The 18351-nt window shown below is 67.5% G+C and carries 19 protein-coding genes and 1 tRNA gene; 7 read left to right on the forward strand and 13 right to left on the reverse strand.

The window, feature by feature from the left end; translation table 11 throughout:
- The first annotated feature begins 201 nt into the window (after nt 1-201).
- The 4 genes from E8M84_RS17275 to E8M84_RS17290 are packed head-to-tail and all read left to right on the forward strand — an operon-like array spanning nt 202 to nt 4408.
- Nucleotides 202-2334 (forward strand): TonB-dependent receptor domain-containing protein, encoded by a 2133-nt coding sequence (locus E8M84_RS17275; RefSeq protein ID WP_137112443.1) that lies wholly within the window; start codon nt 202-204, stop codon nt 2332-2334.
- Nucleotides 2328-3185 (forward strand): MotA/TolQ/ExbB proton channel family protein, encoded by an 858-nt coding sequence (locus E8M84_RS17280; RefSeq protein WP_137112444.1) that lies wholly within the window; start codon nt 2328-2330, stop codon nt 3183-3185. The genes E8M84_RS17275 and E8M84_RS17280 overlap by 7 nt, the downstream gene beginning before the upstream one ends.
- A 3-nt stretch (nt 3186-3188) precedes the next feature.
- Nucleotides 3189-3599 (forward strand): TonB system transport protein ExbD, encoded by a 411-nt coding sequence (gene exbD, locus E8M84_RS17285; protein ID WP_137112445.1) that lies wholly within the window; start codon nt 3189-3191, stop codon nt 3597-3599.
- A gap of 38 nt (nt 3600-3637) precedes the next feature.
- A complete protein-coding gene (locus tag E8M84_RS17290) occupies nt 3638-4408 on the forward strand; it encodes an energy transducer TonB (protein WP_137112446.1) in 771 nt (256 codons plus the stop codon).
- A 50-nt stretch (nt 4409-4458) separates the two neighbouring features.
- On the opposite strand, the gene E8M84_RS17295 is transcribed toward E8M84_RS17290, so the two are convergent.
- Together E8M84_RS17295 and E8M84_RS17300 are read right to left on the reverse strand one after the other, a co-directional pair.
- A tRNA-Thr gene (locus E8M84_RS17295) sits at nt 4459-4534 on the reverse strand.
- 42 nt (nt 4535-4576) lie between these two features.
- On the reverse strand, nt 4577-6235 hold the full coding sequence (locus E8M84_RS17300; protein ID WP_137112447.1) for an iron ABC transporter permease: 1659 nt from the start codon (nt 6233-6235) through the stop codon (nt 4577-4579).
- A 99-nt stretch (nt 6236-6334) separates the two neighbouring features.
- Here E8M84_RS17300 and E8M84_RS17305 point away from each other — a divergent pair, with 99 nt between their 5' ends.
- Nucleotides 6335-7207 carry a hypothetical protein gene (locus E8M84_RS17305; RefSeq protein WP_137112448.1) on the forward strand — a complete coding sequence of 291 codons (873 nt, stop codon included), beginning with the start codon at nt 6335-6337 and terminating at the stop codon, nt 7205-7207.
- Here E8M84_RS17305 and E8M84_RS17310 read toward each other — a convergent pair whose 3' ends face one another.
- Nucleotides 7208-7462, reverse strand: coding sequence for a DUF2312 domain-containing protein (locus E8M84_RS17310; protein ID WP_137112449.1), 255 nt, complete (start codon nt 7460-7462; stop codon nt 7208-7210).
- Between the two features lie 163 nt (nt 7463-7625).
- On the opposite strand from E8M84_RS17310, the gene E8M84_RS17315 reads away from it, so the two are divergent.
- Nucleotides 7626-7841: a hypothetical protein gene (locus E8M84_RS17315; RefSeq protein ID WP_137112450.1), complete on the forward strand. Its 216-nt coding sequence runs from the start codon at nt 7626-7628 to the stop codon at nt 7839-7841.
- Nucleotides 7842-7844: 3 nt separating this feature from the next.
- On the opposite strand, the gene E8M84_RS21825 is transcribed toward E8M84_RS17315, so the two are convergent.
- From E8M84_RS21825 to E8M84_RS17330, 3 genes are all read right to left on the reverse strand, one after another.
- A complete protein-coding gene (locus E8M84_RS21825; RefSeq protein ID WP_137112451.1) occupies nt 7845-9614 on the reverse strand; it encodes an enoyl-CoA hydratase-related protein in 1770 nt (589 codons plus the stop codon).
- Between the two features lie 78 nt (nt 9615-9692).
- Nucleotides 9693-9887: a hypothetical protein gene (locus E8M84_RS17325; RefSeq protein WP_137112452.1), complete on the reverse strand. Its 195-nt coding sequence runs from the start codon at nt 9885-9887 to the stop codon at nt 9693-9695.
- Nucleotides 9884-10240 (reverse strand): TraR/DksA family transcriptional regulator, encoded by a 357-nt coding sequence (locus E8M84_RS17330; protein WP_240790434.1) that lies wholly within the window; start codon nt 10238-10240, stop codon nt 9884-9886. The genes E8M84_RS17325 and E8M84_RS17330 overlap by 4 nt, the downstream gene beginning before the upstream one ends.
- A 120-nt stretch (nt 10241-10360) precedes the next feature.
- On the opposite strand from E8M84_RS17330, the gene E8M84_RS17335 reads away from it, so the two are divergent.
- Complete coding sequence (locus tag E8M84_RS17335) at nt 10361-10786, forward strand: TIGR01244 family sulfur transferase (RefSeq protein WP_137112453.1); 426 nt, start codon at nt 10361-10363, stop codon at nt 10784-10786.
- Nucleotides 10787-10789: 3 nt separating this feature from the next.
- Here the strand turns inward: E8M84_RS17335 and E8M84_RS17340 are convergent, their stop codons facing one another.
- From E8M84_RS17340 to E8M84_RS17370, 7 genes are all read right to left on the reverse strand, one after another.
- Nucleotides 10790-11758 (reverse strand): FliM/FliN family flagellar motor switch protein, encoded by a 969-nt coding sequence (locus E8M84_RS17340; RefSeq protein WP_137112454.1) that lies wholly within the window; start codon nt 11756-11758, stop codon nt 10790-10792.
- A gap of 52 nt (nt 11759-11810) precedes the next feature.
- Nucleotides 11811-14495: a sensor histidine kinase gene (locus E8M84_RS17345; protein WP_137112455.1), complete on the reverse strand. Its 2685-nt coding sequence runs from the start codon at nt 14493-14495 to the stop codon at nt 11811-11813.
- A gap of 1 nt (nt 14496) precedes the next feature.
- On the reverse strand, nt 14497-14757 hold the full coding sequence (locus E8M84_RS17350; RefSeq protein WP_137112456.1) for a hypothetical protein: 261 nt from the start codon (nt 14755-14757) through the stop codon (nt 14497-14499).
- Nucleotides 14757-15134: a response regulator transcription factor gene (locus E8M84_RS17355; protein WP_137112457.1), complete on the reverse strand. Its 378-nt coding sequence runs from the start codon at nt 15132-15134 to the stop codon at nt 14757-14759. The genes E8M84_RS17350 and E8M84_RS17355 overlap by 1 nt, the downstream gene beginning before the upstream one ends.
- Before the next feature lie 85 nt (nt 15135-15219).
- Nucleotides 15220-16524, reverse strand: a complete 1305-nt coding sequence (locus E8M84_RS17360; RefSeq protein WP_137112458.1) for a helix-turn-helix transcriptional regulator — start codon at nt 16522-16524, stop codon at nt 15220-15222.
- Between the two features lie 100 nt (nt 16525-16624).
- Nucleotides 16625-17179: a porin family protein gene (locus E8M84_RS17365; protein WP_137112459.1), complete on the reverse strand. Its 555-nt coding sequence runs from the start codon at nt 17177-17179 to the stop codon at nt 16625-16627.
- Between the two features lie 160 nt (nt 17180-17339).
- Nucleotides 17340-18320, reverse strand: a complete 981-nt coding sequence (locus tag E8M84_RS17370) for an ABC transporter substrate-binding protein (RefSeq protein WP_137112460.1) — start codon at nt 18318-18320, stop codon at nt 17340-17342.
- Nucleotides 18321-18351 lie beyond the last annotated feature (31 nt).

An 18351-nucleotide genomic window follows, 5' to 3' on the forward strand; every position in this document is an offset into this window, starting at 1 on the left:
CTGTCTTGTCTGGGGATGCGCGTCTCTGGCGAAAAGCTGGGGCGCAGGGTGTCCGGGGGCGCCGGATGTGCTCCGGCAGATACTTGACAAATTTACTATGTCTTCCTTAGAAGCCATTTCTTGACAGTTCAAGTCAGAATCTTCTGCCGCCAGCCCGATACGGCCAGCCCTTCCGCAGACCAAGACCCGAAGGGATAGTCCATGTCGACCCGCTGCGAGCCCAGGCTCCGTGCCTGCCTGTTGTCCACCGCCACCGCCTTTGCCCTCTGTGCCGCGCCCGCCGTGGCGCAGGAGACTGATGAGACCGTCTTCCAGATGCTGGGGCGGATCATCTTTGGCACCGGCACCGCCAAGGTCGCCATTGATACGCCACAAGCGGTGACGGCGCTGGAGCAGGAGGAGCTGGACCGCAAACAGGCGGGAAGCGTCGGCGAGTTGCTGAACGGGGTGCCCGGAGTGCAAGCTGCGGGTGCCTCGGCCCGGCCGATGGGTCAGGCGTTCAACATCCGGGGGATCGGGAACAGCGAGCAGACGGCGTCCGAGGAAAGGATCAAGGTGGTCATCGACGGCGCGCCAAAGTTCTTTGAGCAGTACCGGATGGGCAGCTTCTTCGGCGACCTGGACCTGTTCAAGCGGGTGGAGATCCTGCGGGGACCGGCGTCCTCGACCCTGTACGGATCAGGGACGATCGGGGGAGTGGTGGCCTTCACCACCAAGGACGCCAGCGACTATCTGGCCGAGGGCGAGGCGCAAGCGCTGCGGTTCAAGGGCGGGGTCGAGTCGAACGGCGGCGTGGCCAAGCTGGGGGTGATCTACGCGCAACGCGCCGGGAATGCCGAGTTCCTGCTGGCGCTGAACGGCAGCAAGGGCGGCGACAAGCGGGATGGCGCCGGCACGTTGCTGGCGGGCACGGCGCATCGGTCGGTGTCGGGGTTGGCCAAGGGCACGCTGACCTTCGGCAATGACGGCGACCAGACGCTGACGCTGGCCCTGTCGCGGACCGACAGTGATCTGGACGATGCGGCGGTGGCACAGACCGGGGGGGCTGTGACGATCCCGACCTTCGGCTTTGCCGACATCCATGCGGTCGACGACACGGCGACGCTGACCTGGCGCCACGGTTTTGCGGCGAATGACCTGCTGGACCTGACGGTACAGCTTTCCTACACCGACACTGCCGTCGCAAAGCGCAACTTCACCGGCAGCGCCCTTACTTGCGGAACCGGGACGTTCCAGGTGCTGTGTCCGGGCGATTTCGGTTATGAAACGCTGGCGCTGAAGGTCGAAAACACGGCCGATCTGTCGGCGGGTGACTGGCAGAACAGCGTGACGCTGGGCTTGCAGCTGTCCGAGCAGGAGCGGACGGCGACATCCACCCTCGGGCCGCTGGGGTTCCACCCGGAAGGCACCGACCGCAAGCTGGGGCTTTATGCGCAGGGTGAATTCGTCTGGAACGAGCGGCTGACGCTGATCCCCGGGCTGCGGGTCGATTTCGCCGACCGCTCGCCCTCGGCCGCGACCATGGCGCTGGGAGCGGCAGCGGTAGAAGATCAGGCAGTTTCGCCGAAGCTGTCGGCGCTTTACAAGCTGGATGACAGTTGGGGCGTCTTCGGCACGCTGGCCCGGACCGAGCGGATGCCGACGCTGGACGAGCTGTACTCGACCGACGGGGGCCGGCTGCCGAGCCTGAACCTGGAGAAGGAGACTGCGCGTTCGGTCGAACTCGGGGTCACCTATCAGCGTGAGGCGCTGTTCGCCGAAGATGACTCGCTGCAGATCAAGGCCACGGCCTTCCACAGCGACCTTTCGAACCTGATCGTGACCAACGGCGCGACTGGGGCAGTTCCGCGATACCTGAACATTCGTTCGGCCGAAATCTGGGGTGCAGAGGTGGAAGCCAGCTATGATGCCGAACGGTGGTTCGCAAACCTGGGCTACAGCAATGTAAGATCCGCCTACCGCGACATGCCGAACCCGGCGGCGAATGGTTTGACGATTGCCGACACGCCATCAGAGAACGTGGCGCTGACGGTGGGGGCGAAGTTCCCCGAGCAGGGGCTTACGCTGGGTTGGACGGCCTATTATCACGACTCGATCACGACTTATGCGGTCGCGACCACGGCGGCAGGGACCATCACGCCGACGCAGACCCCGGCCTACGATTCGCACGACCTCTTCGTGACCTGGAAGCCGGAAACGGGCGCGCTGGCCGGAATGGACGTGAGCCTGACGGTCGAGAACGTCTTTGACGCGGACTACAAGAACAACCTGTCGCTGGACCGGGCGCAGGGGATGAACGCAAAGCTTTCCATCGGCAAGAACCTGACATGGTAAGGCTTGCTGCAGCGATGGCGCTGATCCTGTGGGCGTCAGTGGCCCTGGGACAGGAGGGCAGCGCCCCGCCCCTTGTCGCAAGCGAGGCCCCGGTGCTGGGGAACGGCGCCGGAGCGGACGAGGCGATGCCGGTGCTGCCAAAGGCGGACGGGCCGACGCTGGGTGCGGCGGAGGTTGGGACGGAGGCTCCGTACCACACCGATCTGGCAAGCCTTGTCCTGAAGGCGCATCCCGTCGTGCAGGCGGTGATGGCGCTGCTGGCGCTGGCCGTGATGGCGGTGCTGACGGTCCTTCTTTTCAAGCTGGTCGAGTTTCCGCTGGCCTTTGCCCGGTTGCGCCGGACGAAGGAGGCGCTTGCGGCGGCACCAGGTCTGGCTGCGGTGACAGGGCACTGCCCGCTCGCGCTGGCATCCGAGGCGGCGGTCGATGAGGTGCAGGCGCTGGGTCCCGCGATGACCGCCGATCTGCGCCGTTCGGCGCGGGAACGGTTGGACCTTGCCTTGGACCGGATCGAAGCGGGCGCGGTGCTGCGTCTGCGGTCGGGGACCGGGCTTCTGGCCTCGATCGGGGCGGTCGGGCCGTTTGTCGGGCTGTTCGGCACCGTCTTCGGCATCATGAACAGCTTTCTGGCGATCGCGGGAGCCAAGACCACCAGCCTGGTCGTCGTCGCCCCCGGCATTGCCGAGGCGCTGTTGGCCACGGGGATCGGGCTGGTTGCGGCAATTCCGGCGGTGCTTTTGTACAACGCGATCCAGCGCCGGATCGTGGTGTTCCGGCACGGTTTTGCCGATGGCCGAGCCGAGATTCTGGCGAGGTTCAGTCGCGCGCTGGATCAACGGATGGAGGCCTGACCCATGGCGTTGCGGCTGGAGGAGGACGAGGGCGAACTGAGCGAGATCAACGTCACGCCGTTCATCGACGTGATCCTGGTGCTTCTGATCGTGTTCATGGTCGCGGCCCCCCTGTCCACAGTGGATGTGCCGGTGAACCTGCCGGGCTCCTCGGCCCCGGCTGGCACGCGGCCGGAGGAGCCGCTCTGGCTGACGGTGACGGCAGAGCGTGCGCTGATGCTGGGCGAGGCCGCGGTTGCGCCCGATGATCTGGCGGCGGCGCTGGATGCAAGGACCGGGGGCAAGCGCGACACGCCGGTCTTTCTGCGCGCGGACCGGACAGTCGACTATGCCGCCCTGATGCAGGTTCTGGATCGGTTGCGGCAGGCCGGATACCTGAAGGTGGCGCTGGTCGGGCTTGAGGGGGCGCCGTGACCGCGCCTTTGCACAATCCCCGCGTTACGGGGTGGCTGATGTCCGGAGTCGCGGCACTGGCGCTGGTATCCGGCGCCGCCGCGTTGGCCCTTGCGGCGGATCGCCCGCCATCGGTCGTGACGCTGGATCTGGGTCTGTTGCCCCCGACCGCACCTGCGGTATCGGCCGTGCCATCCCCGGCCCCACAGGTGGTGGACACCGCCCCGCCCGTGCCGGAGGCCCCTGCCCTACCCGAGGTCGCGCCCGAAGTTCCCGACGCGGTCACGGCACCCGAGGGCGGGGAGATTGCCGAGGTGACCCTTCCGGACCCCGATGTTCCGGTTGTGGCCGAGATGCAGCTGCCGGACAGGCCCGTGAAGCCAAGGCCGAGGCCGGAACGGGCAGCGACGCCCGAAAAGCTCGAGGCGGAGGCAAAGCCGAAGGACACAAGGAAACGCACGGCGGAAACGGCCAAGCCCAAGCCGGAGGAGGTTGTCGAAGCGCCCGGCGACACCGCCGTTGCGGCCGCGGCCCCAAAGTCGGGCAGCAAGGCCAAGGCATCTGGCGGTGTGTCACCTGCAGCCTATGCGACAGCGGTGATGAAGAAGGTCCGCTCGACCCGAAAGGCGGCGGGCGGCGGCAAGGGGACGGCCGTTGTCGGGTTCAGCATCGGCGCAGACGGCGGACTTGCGGCAGTGAAACTGTTGCAAAGCTCGGGCGATGCGGCGCTGGACCGGGTGGCGCTGGACCACATCCGCCGCGCGGCGCCCTTCCCGGCACCACCGTCAGGGGCGGGGCGCAGCTATTCCTTCGAATTCGTCGGAAAATAGCCGCGTGGGAGCGGGCCTTTCGGGGAAGGATCAGCAGCGGCGGGAATTTGTGGTGCCCCCAGAGGGACTTGAACCCCCGACCCTCTGATTACAAATCAGATGCTCTACCAGCTGAGCTATAGGGGCCACGCCTGTCAGATACAGGTGCTACGGCGCGCGCGCAAGGGTTCAGTCCCGCTGGTCGCGGGCGAGAATGGCGACGGCGACAAGGCCTACGGCCATCACCAGAAGGGCGGCCGGGGCGGCCTCGGAGAGGCGTTCGAGGCTGGCGAGTTCGAAAACGCGGGTCGAGAGCGTGTTGTAGTCGAAGGGCCGCAGGAGGAGCGTCGCGGGCAGTTCCTTGACGCAATCGACGAAGACGACAAGAAGCGCGGTCAGGACCGAGCCGCGGATCAGAGGCAGATAGACAGCGACCAGCGTCCCCGAGGCGGACCGGCCAAGCGAGCGCGCGGCCATTGCGAGGCTGGGCGAGACGCGGCCGAAGGCGGCATCGACGGCGCCCTGGGCGATGCCGAAGAAGCGGACCACGTAGGCAAGACCCAGCGCAAAGGCGGTGCCGGTGATCATCAGGCCGGGGTCCCAGCCGGTCAGCGCCAGGATGCCATCGGCCAGCCGGTGGTCGAGAGCGGCCAGTGGCAGAAGGAGGCCAAGGGCAAGGACCGCCCCGGGTGCGGCATAGCCGATCAGGGTCAGCGGCAGCAGCGTCCGCGCGACGGTCGAGCCCTTCATCCGAAGCGCGTAGACCAGGAAGATCGCAGCGCCCACGGTGACAAGGGCGGCAAGGCCCCCGACGATCAGCGTGTTCTTCAGCGCATCCAAAAGGCCCGGCGCAAGCCAGCCGCCCGGCGCCTGGGCGGAATGGACCAGCATGACGCCGACCGGAAGGAGGAAACCTCCGGCAAAGGGGATCAGGCAGAGGAGCGTGGCATACCAGCGTTTGCGGCCCGCGATGGCTTGCGGCTGGACGGATTGTGCTGCCCGGCCCAGGCGGTGGAACCGGGCCCCGCCCCGCCCGGCACGCTCCAGCCCGACGAGGAGCAGGATCAGGAACAGGATCACCCCCGCGATCTGCGCCGCCCCCCCGGCATTGCCGCCGTTGAGCCAGGTGGAGAAGACCCCGGTCGTCAGGGTCTGGACGCCGAAATGCAGGACGGTGCCGTAGTCGGCGACGGTTTCCATCAATGCGAGCGCAACGCCGGCGGCGATGGCGGGGCGGGCGAGCGGCCAGCCAATGCGCAGGAACAGGCCCCAGGGGCCGCAACCGAGCGCGCGGGCGACCTCATAGGCGCGGCCGGACTGTTCGCGATAGGCGGCGCGGGCCAGGAGGTAGACATAGGGGTAGAGCGCGAAGGACAGGACCAGGATCGCGGCGGGCAAGGAGCGGATTTCGGGGAACCAGTAATCGCGCGCCGAGGTCCAGCCGAAGGTCGCGCGCAACCCGGTCTGCACGGGACCCGCGTAGTCCAGTAGATCGACGAGCGCATAGGCCCCGACAAAGGCCGGGATCGCAAGCGGGAACAGCAGGGCATGCGCCAGCCAGTCGCGGCCGGGAAAGCGGTATTGGCTGACGAGCCATGCCGCACCGGTGCCCATCGCGGCGGTCAGGATCGCCACCCCGCCCATCAGCAAAAGCGTGGTGACCAGATAGCGCGGCAGGACCGTCGCCATCAGGTGCGGCCAGATGTTTTCCGTGGGCGTCAGCGCCAGCCAGGCGATCGACAGGATGGGTGCAAGAACCACAGTGGCAATGAGCACGGCCCCGACGGTCCAGAGTTCGGGCACCAGCCGGAGGCGGCGAAAGCCAAGTTGAGAGAAACGGTCGGACATCCTGGCGCAGCGGTTACAGGAAAGCGGTTTAACTGTCCAGAAAAGCCCGTATAGTCGCGCCGTCGGGCGAGGAGTGCCCGCGCCGCAAAGTCAGGCCCGATGCGCATTGTCTATCACCTGGGTGCCCATTGCACCGACGACGACCGGCTGGTCCGCTGCCTTCTGAAGAACCGGGCCCGGTTAGCCGAACAGGGCATCGTGGTCCCCGCCCCCACCCGCTATCGCAAGCTTCTGCGCGACACCGCCACCCAGTTGCGCGGGGCGGCGGCCTCGGAAGACACCGAGGCGATGATCCTGGACCAGATCATGGACGAGACGGCCGCTGACCGGCTGATCCTGTCGTGGACGAGTTTCCTGAGCTTTCCGGCCTATGCGATCTCGGGTGGATTGTACGCCCAAGGCGGCGAACGGCTGCGGGCCTTCACCCAGATCTTCCCGGACGTCGAGGCCGAGTTCTGCCTGGGTATTCGAAATCCGGCGACCTTCCTGCCAGACTTGCGCGACAGGGCACTGCAGAAGGGGCGCGAGGACATCCTGGACGGGGTCGATCCGTACGGCTTACGCTGGTCGGATGCGGTGGCGAAGATCCTTGACCACAATCCCAACGTGCCACTGACCGTCTGGTGCGACGAGGATACGCCGCTGGTCTGGCCGGAAGTCCTGGCCATCGTGTCCGGTCACGCCTCGGGCACGGTGCTGGAAGACACGGACGAGCTTCTGGGGATGCTTCTGACCGAAGCGGGGCTGGCCCGCTATCACGCCTATTGCCGGGAACATCCGCCGCAGTCGGTGTCGCACCGGCGGCGCATCGTCACCGCTTTCCTGGAAAAGTTCGGCCGCCCCGAGCAGCTTGCGACCGAAATCACCCTGCCCGGCTGGACCGACGAGGTGATCGAGGAGCTGACCCACGCCTATCTGGCCGATGTCGAACGGATCGCCCAGATGCCGGGGGTCAGGCTTGTCGAGCCCTGATCAGGCCATTCCGAGGGCAGACTTGTAAAGTTCGAGCACGGCCTCTTCTTCGGCGATCTCGTCCGGCTTGCGCTTGCGCAGCGCGATGACCTTTCGCATGACCTTGGTGTCATAGCCCCGGCCCTTGGCCTCGGCCATCAGCTCTTTCTGCTGTTCGGTCACATCCTTCTTTTCGGACTCCAGCTGCTCATAGCGTTCGATGAACTGGCGCAGTTCGTCGGCGGTGACGGCATAAGGGTCGGTCGCGTCGGCCATGGCAGGTCCTCTTCGGTGTCGGGATGGTCGGGCGTTCCTACCCTGCCGAGGACCGGGGGTTCAAGGCAGGATTGTCAGGGGATGGGAATATCGGACGGCAACGCCTTGCTTGCGCGACCGGGCGGAACGGGCTAGCAGGCCGCGCAAGCAGAAGGGGTGTGCGATGCAGGCTTTGATCTGGGCGGGGGCGGCGCTGACGCTGGCGGGTGTGGCGGGGCTGGGCTATTGCATCCTGCGCGCTGCCCGTGCCAAGCGCGCGGGGCTGGACGATGCCGCCATGCGGGCCGAGTTGCAGCGGGTGGTCACGATCAACCTGGCCGCCGTCGGGCTTTCGGCGCTGGGACTGGCGGCCGTGGTAGCGGGGATCCTGCTGGGCTGAGCCCTATTGGTTGAGCGACGCAAAGCCCTGCCCGTCGCGGATCAGCCGATCGATCAGGGGGGCCGGGCTCCACAACGCGGTCTCGGCGCCCCAGGCGCGCAGATCGGCGCGCAGGGCCATCAGGCCGCGCCGGTCGGCCTGGTGCATCGGCCCGCCGCGCCAGCGGGGAAACTCCATCGCCGCGACCATCAGGTAGTCGATGTCGGAAGGTCGCCGGACGAAGCCTTCGTCCAGAAGCCGGGCACCTTCGTTGGCGAGTGCCGAGAGCCAGCGGTTCAGGACCTCGGTCGCGGACATGGCGCGCAGGATGGCCGGGGATTCGGCCGAGATGGCGTCGGACATCTGGACCCCGAAGCCGTCCAGCGCCGAGACGATCAGCCGACGCGGCACCCCGCGCGAGATCATCCAGGCCAGCGCCGTGCGACCGGCATCCGCCATCCGCGCCCCCACGACCGGGCGGTGACCGACAAGCACCGGGGAGAGCCCGATCCGGCGGAGGCCTGCCAGCGCGGTCGCCCGCGCCAGGGGATGAACCTCACCCGGCAGCGTCACTTCGCAGGATCGTCCCGCCGGGGGCAGAGAAAGGCCGATGGCCTCATCCGCCCCGCCCAGAACCAGATGCGCCGCACCGGGGGCTGCAGGCGCCGGTCCGTCCAGGTGGCTTGCCTGCTCGCGAACCACCAGAGGCAGGGCCGCGAGATCCTCGGGCCCGCCCGATGCCAGAAGCCGCGCCGTCAAGTCGCGCGCCCGGGCCGGGGACAGGCTGCCCGCCCTCTGGCCTTCGCCGATCCCGGCATCAATGGCGGCAAGGCCTGCGCGGCGCGCGGCATCGGAGGCGAAGACCCAGGTTACTTCAACATCGCGGGACAGCGCGGCGACGGCGATGCGGGCAAGGTCGGGCGATGAGCCCAGAAGGCCGATCCGGCTGACCGACAGGGGTTGCAGGCGCGCGATGATCGGTGGCAGGGCAAGGGCACGGCGCTCAGCCTTGGCGGCGGCGCGGAGACCGGCCGCCTCGGGCGTGGTTTCGAGGTCGGCACGCACCGTCGCCTCGAAGGCCAAGGCGTTCTCGGCTGGCAGCAGCAGCGCAGCCTCGACGCAGTCGACGATCCGCTGGCCCGCGGGCAGGCGCCGCCCCTGTTCGCGCCGCGCCGCCGCTACCGCAGCCGTCCAGGCGGTAGCATCGGGAACGGGGCGTTTCAGCATGTCGCCGACCGTCAGCGCCGCCGCAAGCCGCCGGGCCGGGGCCAAAGGCGCGCCTTCGGTGATCCCGTCGATCAGGCCAAGGGACAGCGCCTCGGAGGCGGGGGTTGGACGCCCGGTGAGCAAGAGCCGAAGCGCCGCCCGGGCGCCGATCAGCCGGGGAAGACGCTGGCTGGCCCCGCCCGAGGGGCAAAGGCCCAGGGCAACCTCGGCAAAGGCGATGCGGCAGGTGGGACCCGCGAGCCTGGCGCGGGCGGCCAGGACAAGTTCGGCCCCGGGCCCGGTGACAAGGCCCTGCAGCACCGCAACCACCGGGACCGGACTATCGGCCACTGCCCGGCACAGATCGGCCAGCGTTGGCGTGGCCGGGTCCGGGTCCAGTGGCTGATGGCTGGAGAAGGTGGGGCCTTCGGCCTGCAGGACGATGGCGGTGCAACTTCCCGGCGCGGCCAGAAGCTCGGCCAGAAGCGCCCGACGCAGGCCGGGCGTCAAAGCGTTGCCGGGTGGGTTGGCAAGGGTCAAGACCCGGATGCCGTCGCGCAGCTCTGACTTCAGCCCGTTCGCGGACATTCAGGGTTCCCTGGCCGGTTTCCGGTCAGGTTAGAAACAACGCGCGCAGAAAGACAAGCCCGTCGCTGGAAAACCCGGTCAGACCGGCATGTTGTCAAAGCCGGCCTCGACTTCGGCATCGGTGGGCAGACGCGAGTCTTCGCCCGGTATCAGGGCGGCCAGGGCGCGCATCTCGGCCAGAAGAAGGTCAAGGCCTTGCTGCTGCAGTTCGATCCCGGCGGCCAGAAGGTCGGCCTCTTCGCGGATCAGTTCGGAGGGGGTGCGGGCGGTCATTGGGCACATTTCCTGCAAAGGGGCGTCCAGGGCAGCACATCGAGGCGGGCCTCGCCGATCGGATCACCGCAGCGGGCGCAAGTGCCATAGGTGCCTTCGGCGATCCGCTTCAGCGCGGCGCGGATCCGAGTGATCTCGACCAGACCGGCCTGTCCGGTGGCCTCAAGCACCTCGTCGCCCTCGCGCTCGGTGGCAAGCTCCTCCCAGTCGCGGTTCTGGTGCGAATCAAGCTCGTCCTCGATGGCATCCAGACGCGCGCCGAGCTCGGTCAGCCGCTTCTCAAGCGCGGCCTTGCGGGTGGAAAGCGGTGTGGTCATGTTGGCCTGCATCGGGTCCTCCTCTGTAGCGCCCATTCTGGGCCGGATTGGCGGGCCGCGCCTTGACCCAAGTCAACGGCTTCCGCTTTCACGCCAAGCTGTCTATGGTCTGCCCGACTTTATCCCGCGCCCCCGTGCGCGCCAGTGGAGAGGCCCATGGATATCCGCGCAATCACCCCAGACTATGCCGTTTCGCCCCAGATCGAACCGGGCGACCTGCCCGCCATCAAGGCAGCGGGCTATGTGACGGTGATCGACAACCGGCCCGACGTCGAAATCCCGCCACATCTGCACACCGAGGAGATGCGGCGTGCGGCCGAGGCGCTGGGGCTGGTCTTCGTGGCGAACCCGGTGATCGGCGGACAGATCACGATGGACAACGTGACTGCGCAAGGGGCGGCCATCGCGGCGTCGACCGGGCCGGTCTTTGCCTATTGCGCCAGCGGCAACCGGTCGTCGATCGTCTGGGCGCTGGCCCATGCCGGGAAGCGTCCGGTGGACGATCTGGTGGGCCTGCCCGCGCGGTTCGGTTATCAGCTGGAGCACCTGCGTCCGCAGATCGAGGCATTGGCGAGCCGCTGACGGTCAGCCTGCGGCGCGGAGTTCGGGGGACGGCGCCGCATCCTCTGCAGGGGACGGGCGGACGGCGGCTGGCGGCTGTGGCTGCGCGGTGGCCAGCACAGCCTCGGACAGCTTGAGAGCGCGCATGCCGCGATGCTGGCCCAGCCGGGCCTGCGCCACGCGTCGGCCGTCCAGGGTTTCCAGGGCAATCGCATCCAGCGCGGCCGAGGGCAGGATCAAGGTTTCCCCCACCTGCAGCGCCATGATCTGCCGCAACGGCAGGGTCAGGCGGCCCACGACGGCGTCCAACCGGCAGTCCGATTGCAGCACCTGGGCCTGAAGGGCGGCGGTGAATTGCGGGGCGATGGTGGCGGCGTCGTCAACTGCGACCGCCGGTCGTTCGCCCCGCCCTTCGGCCGGCAGGACCAGGATCACGGTTCCTTCGCGTCCGCCCGGCCCGCCGCCGCCAAGCGCAACCTCGGCGGTAAGGACGCGGTAGACGTCTTCTTCAAGCATCAGGGCAAGGGGGCGGGCATCTTCGAGATATGAGGCATAGCGGAAGCCGCCTGCCCAGGCGAAGTCAGCCTCATCCGCCAAAGCCTCATCAAGGCCCGACAAGGCACGGTCGATCACCCCGGCCACCATGGCGGCGTCGATCCGGCTGGGGCGTCTTGGTGCCGAGATTTGTGCCGACAGGCGACCGACAGTCTGCATCTCGATCAGGGCGGAAGTGACCGGGGGCGCGAGCATGATGACCCCAAGGCCCGCCTGCGGGCCGTCGAGCAGCGCCAGCAGCGCCCGGTCCGGCGCGATGTCGAGGATTTCGGCGAGGCTGAGGCGCGCGATGGTCAGCTTGCGGAAGTCGAGGTCCAGCCCCATGGCATCGCGCGTCGCGCGGGCAAGCGCCAGCCGCCAGCCCCGGTCGGCACCGGGGGCGCCTTCCGCCTGGGCCGGGCGGGCACGGTCGATCTTGCGGCGGATCACGTCGGTCATGGTGGCCAGTCCCTCGTCTGGCCAACTTACGCGGCACGTCCTTGCCGAAAGGTTAAGCGGCGAGCGTTTCCAGCCGCAAAGGCACCGTCACCCGGAAGGCCGCGCCCCCCTGCCCCGGCAGATATGCGACCGAACCGCCGAGATTGGCCATGATCTCGCGGCAGATGGCCAGGCCAAGTCCCGCCCCACCGGCGCGGTTTGCGTCGGTCAGACGGGCGAACTTCTCGAAGATCAAGGACTGTGCGTCCTTGGGGATGCCCTTGCCGTTGTCGATGAAATCCACCGTGACCCGTCCGGCGCGCTGGCGCACGGCGATGCGAAGCTCGGGGCGTGGGGCATCGCAGTATTTCCGGGCGTTCGAGATCAGGTTGATGAAGACCTGGGTCAGCCGGTCGGCGTCTGTCTTGAGATAGATGGTTTCCGACGGCAGGTCGCGGATCACCAGGAATTCGCGTTCGGGCCGGGTCGCACGGGCCGCGGTCAGCGCGGTGTCGATCATGCCCTGCAGGCTGGCCAGCCCCAAGGTCAGCTGCACGGCACCGTTTTCCAGGACCGACAGGTCCAGGAGATCGTCCAGAAGGCGGGTGAGGCGTTTGGCCTCGTCATGGATGATCTGGCCATAGCGGACCACAGTTTCGGGCGGCAGGTCACCTTCGGTCAGGATCTCCGAGAACGCGCGGATCGAGGTCATCGGCGTGCGCAGTTCGTGGCTGATCTGGCTGAGGAAGGCGTCCTTTTGCAAGGACAGCTGGGTCAGCTTTTCATTGGCCTCGCGCAGGGCCCCTGCCGTGCGGGACAGTTCGGCCTCGCGCGCCTCAAGCCGGGCTGAGTATTCCAGGATCTGCGCGGATTCCGAGGCCACGGCCATCAGGTCCTCGACCGTGACAGTGGCCCGGCCGACCAGCTGGCTGATCATGGCATGGGCGGTGGCCGCCCCGACCGAGCCGGAGAGCCTGGCCTCCAGACTGTCAAGGAAGGCAGGGGTCGGGTCGGGCAGGAAGCCCTCCTTGCCCTGCGCGCGGGCGGCGGACTGGAAGAGGGACTGGGCAGCCTCTTCGCCAAGGATGCGCTGCGCCATGATGAGAAGGTCTTCCGGATTGGCCTGGCCGCGCGCCCAGCGTTGCGGTCCGACCGCGCCCTCGAACACGTTGACGAAGGCGGCACCCTGAAGACGTTCCACCGGGCCGGGGAAGGTGAGGAGCGAGCCCAGGCAGAAGGCAAGGCAGTTCAGCGCCATGGACCAGAACAGCGCATGGGTCATCGGGTCCATGGCCTCCGTGCCAAAGAGCGCATGCGGACGCAGCCAGGCCAGACCGAAGGCGCCTTCGGTGAAGACCTCGGCGGGCAGTGCGGCACCGGGGCCGAAGGACGGAAGGAAGGAGGTGTAGGCCCAGACCACAAGGCCCGTCACCAGACCCAGCATGGCGCCCACCCGTGTCGCCCCGCGCCAGAAGATGCCGCCGATCATGGCCGGCAGGACCTGCGCCACGCCCAGGAACGCGATCAGACCGATGGCCGCCAGCGCGGCCGAGCCGCCGGAGACCTGATAGTAGCCGTACCCCAGGGCCAGGACCGCAGCGATGGCCAGGCGCCGGGCCATCAGCACGACCTGGCGCAGGTCATCCCCGGCCGCTGCTCCGGGGCGCAGGCGCAGCCAGAGGGGGATCATGACGTGGTTCGAGATCATCGTGGCCAGCGCAATCGATTCGACGATCACCATCGAGGTCGCCGAGGAGAAGCCGCCCAGGAAGGCCAGCATCGCCAACGCCCCCTGCCCCTCGGCCAGGGGAAGCGTCAGCACGAACATGTCGGGGTTCGCGCCGTCTGGCCAGCGATCCAGACCGACGACGGCGATGGGCACGATGAAGAGGCTCATTGCCAGGAGATACAGCGGAAAGGCCCAGCTGGCCCGGGCCAGGTGGCCCTCGTCCTCGTTCTCGACCACCATGACCTGAAACATGCGCGGCAGGCAGATCACCGCGGCGGCGGAGAGGAAGATCAGCCCGGTCCAGCGCCCGGGTTGCACCTGCCAGGCGGACAGATCGGCGGCGTTGATCCGCTGGATCACCTCGCCCACCCCGCCGGCGATACCCCAGACGACGAAGCTGCCAACGGCCAGCAGCGCCACCAATTTGACCACCGCCTCGACCGCGATGGCTGTGACGATGCCGTGGTGCTGTTCGCGTGCATCGAGGTTTCGGGTGCCGAACAGGATGGTGAAGGCGGCAAGGCCCACCGCGACCCAGACCGCGATCTGAGCCGGGTCCAGCGGGCGCGAGCCGTCCGGTGCGGCCGAGGCAAAGACCCCGAAGGCCAGGACGACCGATTGCAGTTGCAGCGCGATGTAGGGTGTGGCGGCCACGACCATGATCACGGTGACGATCACGCCCAAGGCGTTCGACTTGCCATAGCGCGACGAGATCAGGTCGGCGATCGAGGTCACCCGGTGTTGCCGCCCGATCCGCACCAGTTTGCGCAACAGCCACCACCAGCCGATGAAGACCAGCGTCGGGCCGAAGTAGATCGTCAAGAACTCAAGCCCCGAGCGGGCGGCGTAACCGACCGCGCCGTAGAAGGTCCAGGCGGTGCAGTAGATCGACAGGGACAGCGTGTAGACAAGGGGCGAGCGCAGCCAGCCAAGCCGCCCGCGCGCGGCGCGACCCTCGACCACGAAGGCCACGGCGAAGAGAAAGGCCACATACAGCAGGCAGGCCAGGACAAGCAGGTTGAACGGCATGTCAGTCCTCGTCCTCGTCCGCGCCTTCCCCCCGGCTGAGGCCCGGGGCAAAGGCTGCGGCCACAACGATCAGGCCAAGCCAGACGGCAAAGAAGTAGATCACGTCGCCTGCGGTCAGCGCCATTCGCGCATCGGGCGCCCAGAGCATTGGCAGGAGCAGAAGGAAGAGGCCGAGCACGGGCAGGATGCGCGCGGCATCGCGCAGGCGCCGGCGACGGTACGGCGCCCGGGCCAGGAACAGCGGGCGCCTCGGCCGCCGCATCACCGGGCCCGCCCGGCCTGGGCCAGCATCGCCCGGACCTCGGCCAGAATCTCGGCGTTCGAGAAGGGCTTGGTCATGAAGCGGTCAGCGCCGGCCTGTTCGGCCATCTCGCGGTCGCGGCCACGCGCGGTCAGCATCATCACCGGCAGGTCGCGGCTGCCCGGGTCCGCGCGCAGCGCGGTCAGCACTTCCAGCCCGGACATTCCCGGCAGCATGTGGTCAAGGATCACCAGGTCGGGCGGGTCCTGCCGCAGAAGCACCAGCGCGGCGGCACCCTCGGCGGCGTAGCTGACGCGCAGCCCGTCGCGGGACAGCAGAAAGCGGATCGCCTCGGCGATGTTCGGTTCGTCCTCGATCAGAAGGACATGCGCGGCCAATGGTTCCCCCCGGACAGTCTTCTGCCGCCCTGCCGCAGTATGGGCAGCAAGCGGCCCGCCTGTCAAAGACTTGCGGACCCGTTCCTCACCGAACCCCCTCGAACAGGATCGACGGCTCTCGCCTTGCCGGGCAGTCTACCTGCACGCAGACCCGGCAGCTGGAGCCGACCGGACGGATCGGACCGCTGCCATCGTCGGGCAGGATCAGCATCGACGCCTCGCGCAGTTCCGGCCCGCGCAGGCCATGGGGATGCCGCGTCTCGGCCCAGGCGATGACCCGGTGGCGCCGGTCACCCTGCCCCGCCATCTGGACCCGCGCCTCGACAGCCTGCATCGGCCGACCGAGGGCCGCATAAAGTGGCCAGAGCGGGCAGGCAGAGCCGAAACGTGGCAGCGGAAAGCCCGCCGCAGGTTTGCGGAAGGTCATCGTTCCCGAGGCATCGCAGGTCACCAACCCGGCCTGCAGGTCGGCCACCCCGGCCAGCCGCCGCATGACCGCAAGGGGCGAGATGCCGAAGAACTCGGCCAGCGCCATCGGGTCTGGGCCGAGGGAAGCCAGAGCTGTGGAAAAAGCATCCTCGGGCATGGCCTGGGCATCGGCGCGCCCCCGGGCGACCAGATCCGCGGCCAGACTGCGGGCCACGGCCGAGGCAAGCTGCGCGATCTCTGCCCCGAGCCCGGTGGCCAGCTCGGTGTCCGAAATCGCCCAGCCCCGGCTGCGCAACCAGTCCTCGACCTCTTCCTGTGGTGTGGCGATGCCCTGCTCCTCGATCCCCCGGCCAGCATCAAGGAACCCTACCAGCGCCTCGGCCCCGGCGGCGAGGCGTTCGCTGTCCTGATGCAGGTTGTGGTGAAAGCGGGCAGCCCATTCGGGTTCGAGGTCCGGGGTTTCGGCCAGGATGGCCGCCGTCGCCCGTACCGCCGACAGGGACGACAACAACTCGTGCAGCGAGGCCGAGAGGTGAGGGTCATGCGTCATCCGGTCGTTCAGCGCCTCGACAGCGCGTTCCAGCGACAGCGTCCGCGTCTCCAGCGCCACCAGAAGCCTGGCCCAGCCGGGAAAACGGTCGACGAAATCCTCGACCCGTGCCACCTCGGCCCGTGCCAGATCGGCGCGCGACAGTTCGGCCTGCGCCGCCCCGCGCGCCGCCACCGCCCGCAGGTCCTCGATCAGGGCGGCATTCCCCCCGTCCGCCAGCGCGGCCCGGTCGATGGCCAGGGCATCGGCGAGGCGTTCCAGCACCTCGGGCGTGACCTTGCGGCGGTTGTGTTCGATGAGGTTGAGGTAGGAGGCCGAGATCCCCGCTCGCTGAGCCGCATCGGCCTGCTTCAGGCCCTGGGCCAATCGCAGGTCGCGCAGTTTCGTTCCAGTCAGGGCGGAGAGCGGCATGGCCCTAGATGCCACAGATTTACAAGGCGTGTGAAGCTTTACAAATGCAACGGGCCGAGCTCATCGCGCGGCCCGGCATCCTGAGAATGTCGTCCAGGGATCAGAACTTCATCCCGGCGCGCAGGGAAAAGGTCGAGATGTCCGGCTCGAGTTCGAAGATATCGGCGGTTTCGTCGTTCTGCATCTTGCGGCTCAGCAGCTCGCCGCCGATCGTGAAGGCGTCATTGATCTTGTAGTCATAGCCGATGCCAAAGGAATACCCGCTCCCGTCCGACGTGGCGCCGGGAACGAAGGCCCGGTTGGTGCTGTACCCAAGCACCCCGTAGACGAGGCTTGGCCCGGCCGCATAGCCAAATCGCCCCTTCAAATCCATCAGCCGGTCGATCCCTTGAGTGGGGAATGCCGCGCTCTTGATGTCGCCTGACTGGAAGGCGAGTTCGGCGCCATAGACCATGTTGTTGCGCTGCAGATTATAGCCCGCGAACAGCCCGTACACGGTACCGCTGTCCAGGGTGTCGAGTCCGGACGTTGTCACCACGCCGACTTCACCGGACCCCTGCCCCAGGCTTGCGCCGATGTAGGGTCCTGACCAATCCTGCGCCGACGCCGCCGATCCGCTAAGCGCCAGAGCAACTGCAACGATAGTGTTTTTCATTTTTCACTCCTACTGAACCTACCTCGCACACTAGGTAACTCTTTAGAAATTCATTTAAAAACGAAACACGCCGCAGGAATTGCACAACCTGGGCATGTTGCAGAAATGCAAAAGGTGCCGCCAGAGCCCGGCGGCACCCCAATTGCAGTAAAGGTCTGGCTTAGTTCGCCAACGCCTTGTCGGTGATGGCGCTGGTCCAGGCCCCTTCCGGCGCCTTGGTGATGACCGGGTCGGACCCGCCTGCCAGCAGGGTTGCGACAGTCTTCTCGGCCGCCGCCACGTCCAGCGCGCCGTTCGATCCGGCGGTCAGCTTGGCCACTTCGCCCATCATCCGCTTCTGGTGCACCTCGGTCTGCGCGCCGGTCTGGTCGTTTTCCAGCACGATCATCGCCGCTTCATCCGGGTTCGCCTCGGCCTCTTTCCAGCCCTTCATCGAAGCGCGGACGAACTTGACCATCGTCTCCTGGAAGGCCGGGTCGGCCAGCTTGTCTTCAAGCACATAGAGGCCGTCTTCCAACGTCGCCACGCCCATGTCCTGATACTTGAAGGTCACCAGCTCCTCGGGTTTGATGCCCGCGTCGATCACCTGCCAGTATTCGTTGTAGGTCATGGTCGAGATGCAGGCCGCCTGCTTCTGCAGAAGCGGATCGACGTTGAAGCCCTGCTTCAGGACGGTGACGCCCCCGGGCGAGCCGTCCGTGGCCAGACCCAACTGCGACATCCAGGACAGGAACGGGTATTCGTTGCCGAAGAACCAGACGCCAAGCGTCTTGTCGGCGAAATCCTTCGGCTCCTTGATCCCGGTCTCGGCCAGGCAGGTCAGCATCATCCCCGAGGCCGCGAAGGGTTGGGCGATGTTCACCACCGGCACGCCCTTTTCGCGCGCGGCAAGGGCGGACGGCATCCAGTCGACCATCACGTCGACCTCGCCGTTCTGGAGGAGCGTGACGGGCGCGATGTCCGGGCCGCCGGGCAGGATGGTGACGTTCAGGCCCTCTTCTTCGTAGAACCCCTTTGCCTGGGCGACGTAATAGCCCGCGAACTGCGCCTGGGTGACCCATTTCAGTTGCAGCTTCACATCCTCGGCGCTGGCGCTGGTGCCCATCGCCGCAAGGAAGGCTGCCGTCATCAGTTTCTTCATCGTTTTCTCCCGTGTTGGGCCCGCTCCTGGG

Source organism: Rhodobacter sp. SY28-1 (genome assembly GCF_005222785.1).
Lineage (GTDB): Bacteria > Pseudomonadota > Alphaproteobacteria > Rhodobacterales > Rhodobacteraceae > Tabrizicola.

Excerpts from the sequence above, each read along its gene's own strand:
- E8M84_RS17350 (WP_137112456.1), bottom strand. The coding sequence starts at position 14,757 with ATGCGGCGGCCGAGGCGCCCGCTGTTCCTGGCCCGGGCGCCGTACCGT.
- E8M84_RS17310 (WP_137112449.1), bottom strand. The coding sequence starts at position 7,462 with ATGGCCGACGCGACCGACCCTTATGCCGTCACCGCCGACGAACTGCGC.
- E8M84_RS17330 (WP_240790434.1), bottom strand. The coding sequence starts at position 10,240 with ATGGGCGCTACAGAGGAGGACCCGATGCAGGCCAACATGACCACACCG.
- E8M84_RS17315 (WP_137112450.1), top strand. The coding sequence starts at position 7,626 with ATGCAGGCTTTGATCTGGGCGGGGGCGGCGCTGACGCTGGCGGGTGTG.
- E8M84_RS17370 (WP_137112460.1), bottom strand. The coding sequence starts at position 18,320 with ATGAAGAAACTGATGACGGCAGCCTTCCTTGCGGCGATGGGCACCAGC.
- E8M84_RS17305 (WP_137112448.1), top strand. The coding sequence starts at position 6,335 with ATGCGCATTGTCTATCACCTGGGTGCCCATTGCACCGACGACGACCGG.
- E8M84_RS17335 (WP_137112453.1), top strand. The coding sequence starts at position 10,361 with ATGGATATCCGCGCAATCACCCCAGACTATGCCGTTTCGCCCCAGATC.
- E8M84_RS17345 (WP_137112455.1), bottom strand. The coding sequence starts at position 14,495 with ATGCCGTTCAACCTGCTTGTCCTGGCCTGCCTGCTGTATGTGGCCTTT.
- E8M84_RS17325 (WP_137112452.1), bottom strand. The coding sequence starts at position 9,887 with ATGACCGCCCGCACCCCCTCCGAACTGATCCGCGAAGAGGCCGACCTT.
- E8M84_RS21825 (WP_137112451.1), bottom strand. The coding sequence starts at position 9,614 with ATGTCCGCGAACGGGCTGAAGTCAGAGCTGCGCGACGGCATCCGGGTC.
- E8M84_RS17300 (WP_137112447.1), bottom strand. The coding sequence starts at position 6,235 with ATGTCCGACCGTTTCTCTCAACTTGGCTTTCGCCGCCTCCGGCTGGTG.
- E8M84_RS17275 (WP_137112443.1), top strand. The coding sequence starts at position 202 with ATGTCGACCCGCTGCGAGCCCAGGCTCCGTGCCTGCCTGTTGTCCACC.
- E8M84_RS17365 (WP_137112459.1), bottom strand. The coding sequence starts at position 17,179 with ATGAAAAACACTATCGTTGCAGTTGCTCTGGCGCTTAGCGGATCGGCG.
- E8M84_RS17360 (WP_137112458.1), bottom strand. The coding sequence starts at position 16,524 with ATGCCGCTCTCCGCCCTGACTGGAACGAAACTGCGCGACCTGCGATTG.
- exbD (WP_137112445.1), top strand. The coding sequence starts at position 3,189 with ATGGCGTTGCGGCTGGAGGAGGACGAGGGCGAACTGAGCGAGATCAAC.
- E8M84_RS17340 (WP_137112454.1), bottom strand. The coding sequence starts at position 11,758 with ATGACCGACGTGATCCGCCGCAAGATCGACCGTGCCCGCCCGGCCCAG.
- E8M84_RS17290 (WP_137112446.1), top strand. The coding sequence starts at position 3,638 with ATGTCCGGAGTCGCGGCACTGGCGCTGGTATCCGGCGCCGCCGCGTTG.
- E8M84_RS17280 (WP_137112444.1), top strand. The coding sequence starts at position 2,328 with ATGGTAAGGCTTGCTGCAGCGATGGCGCTGATCCTGTGGGCGTCAGTG.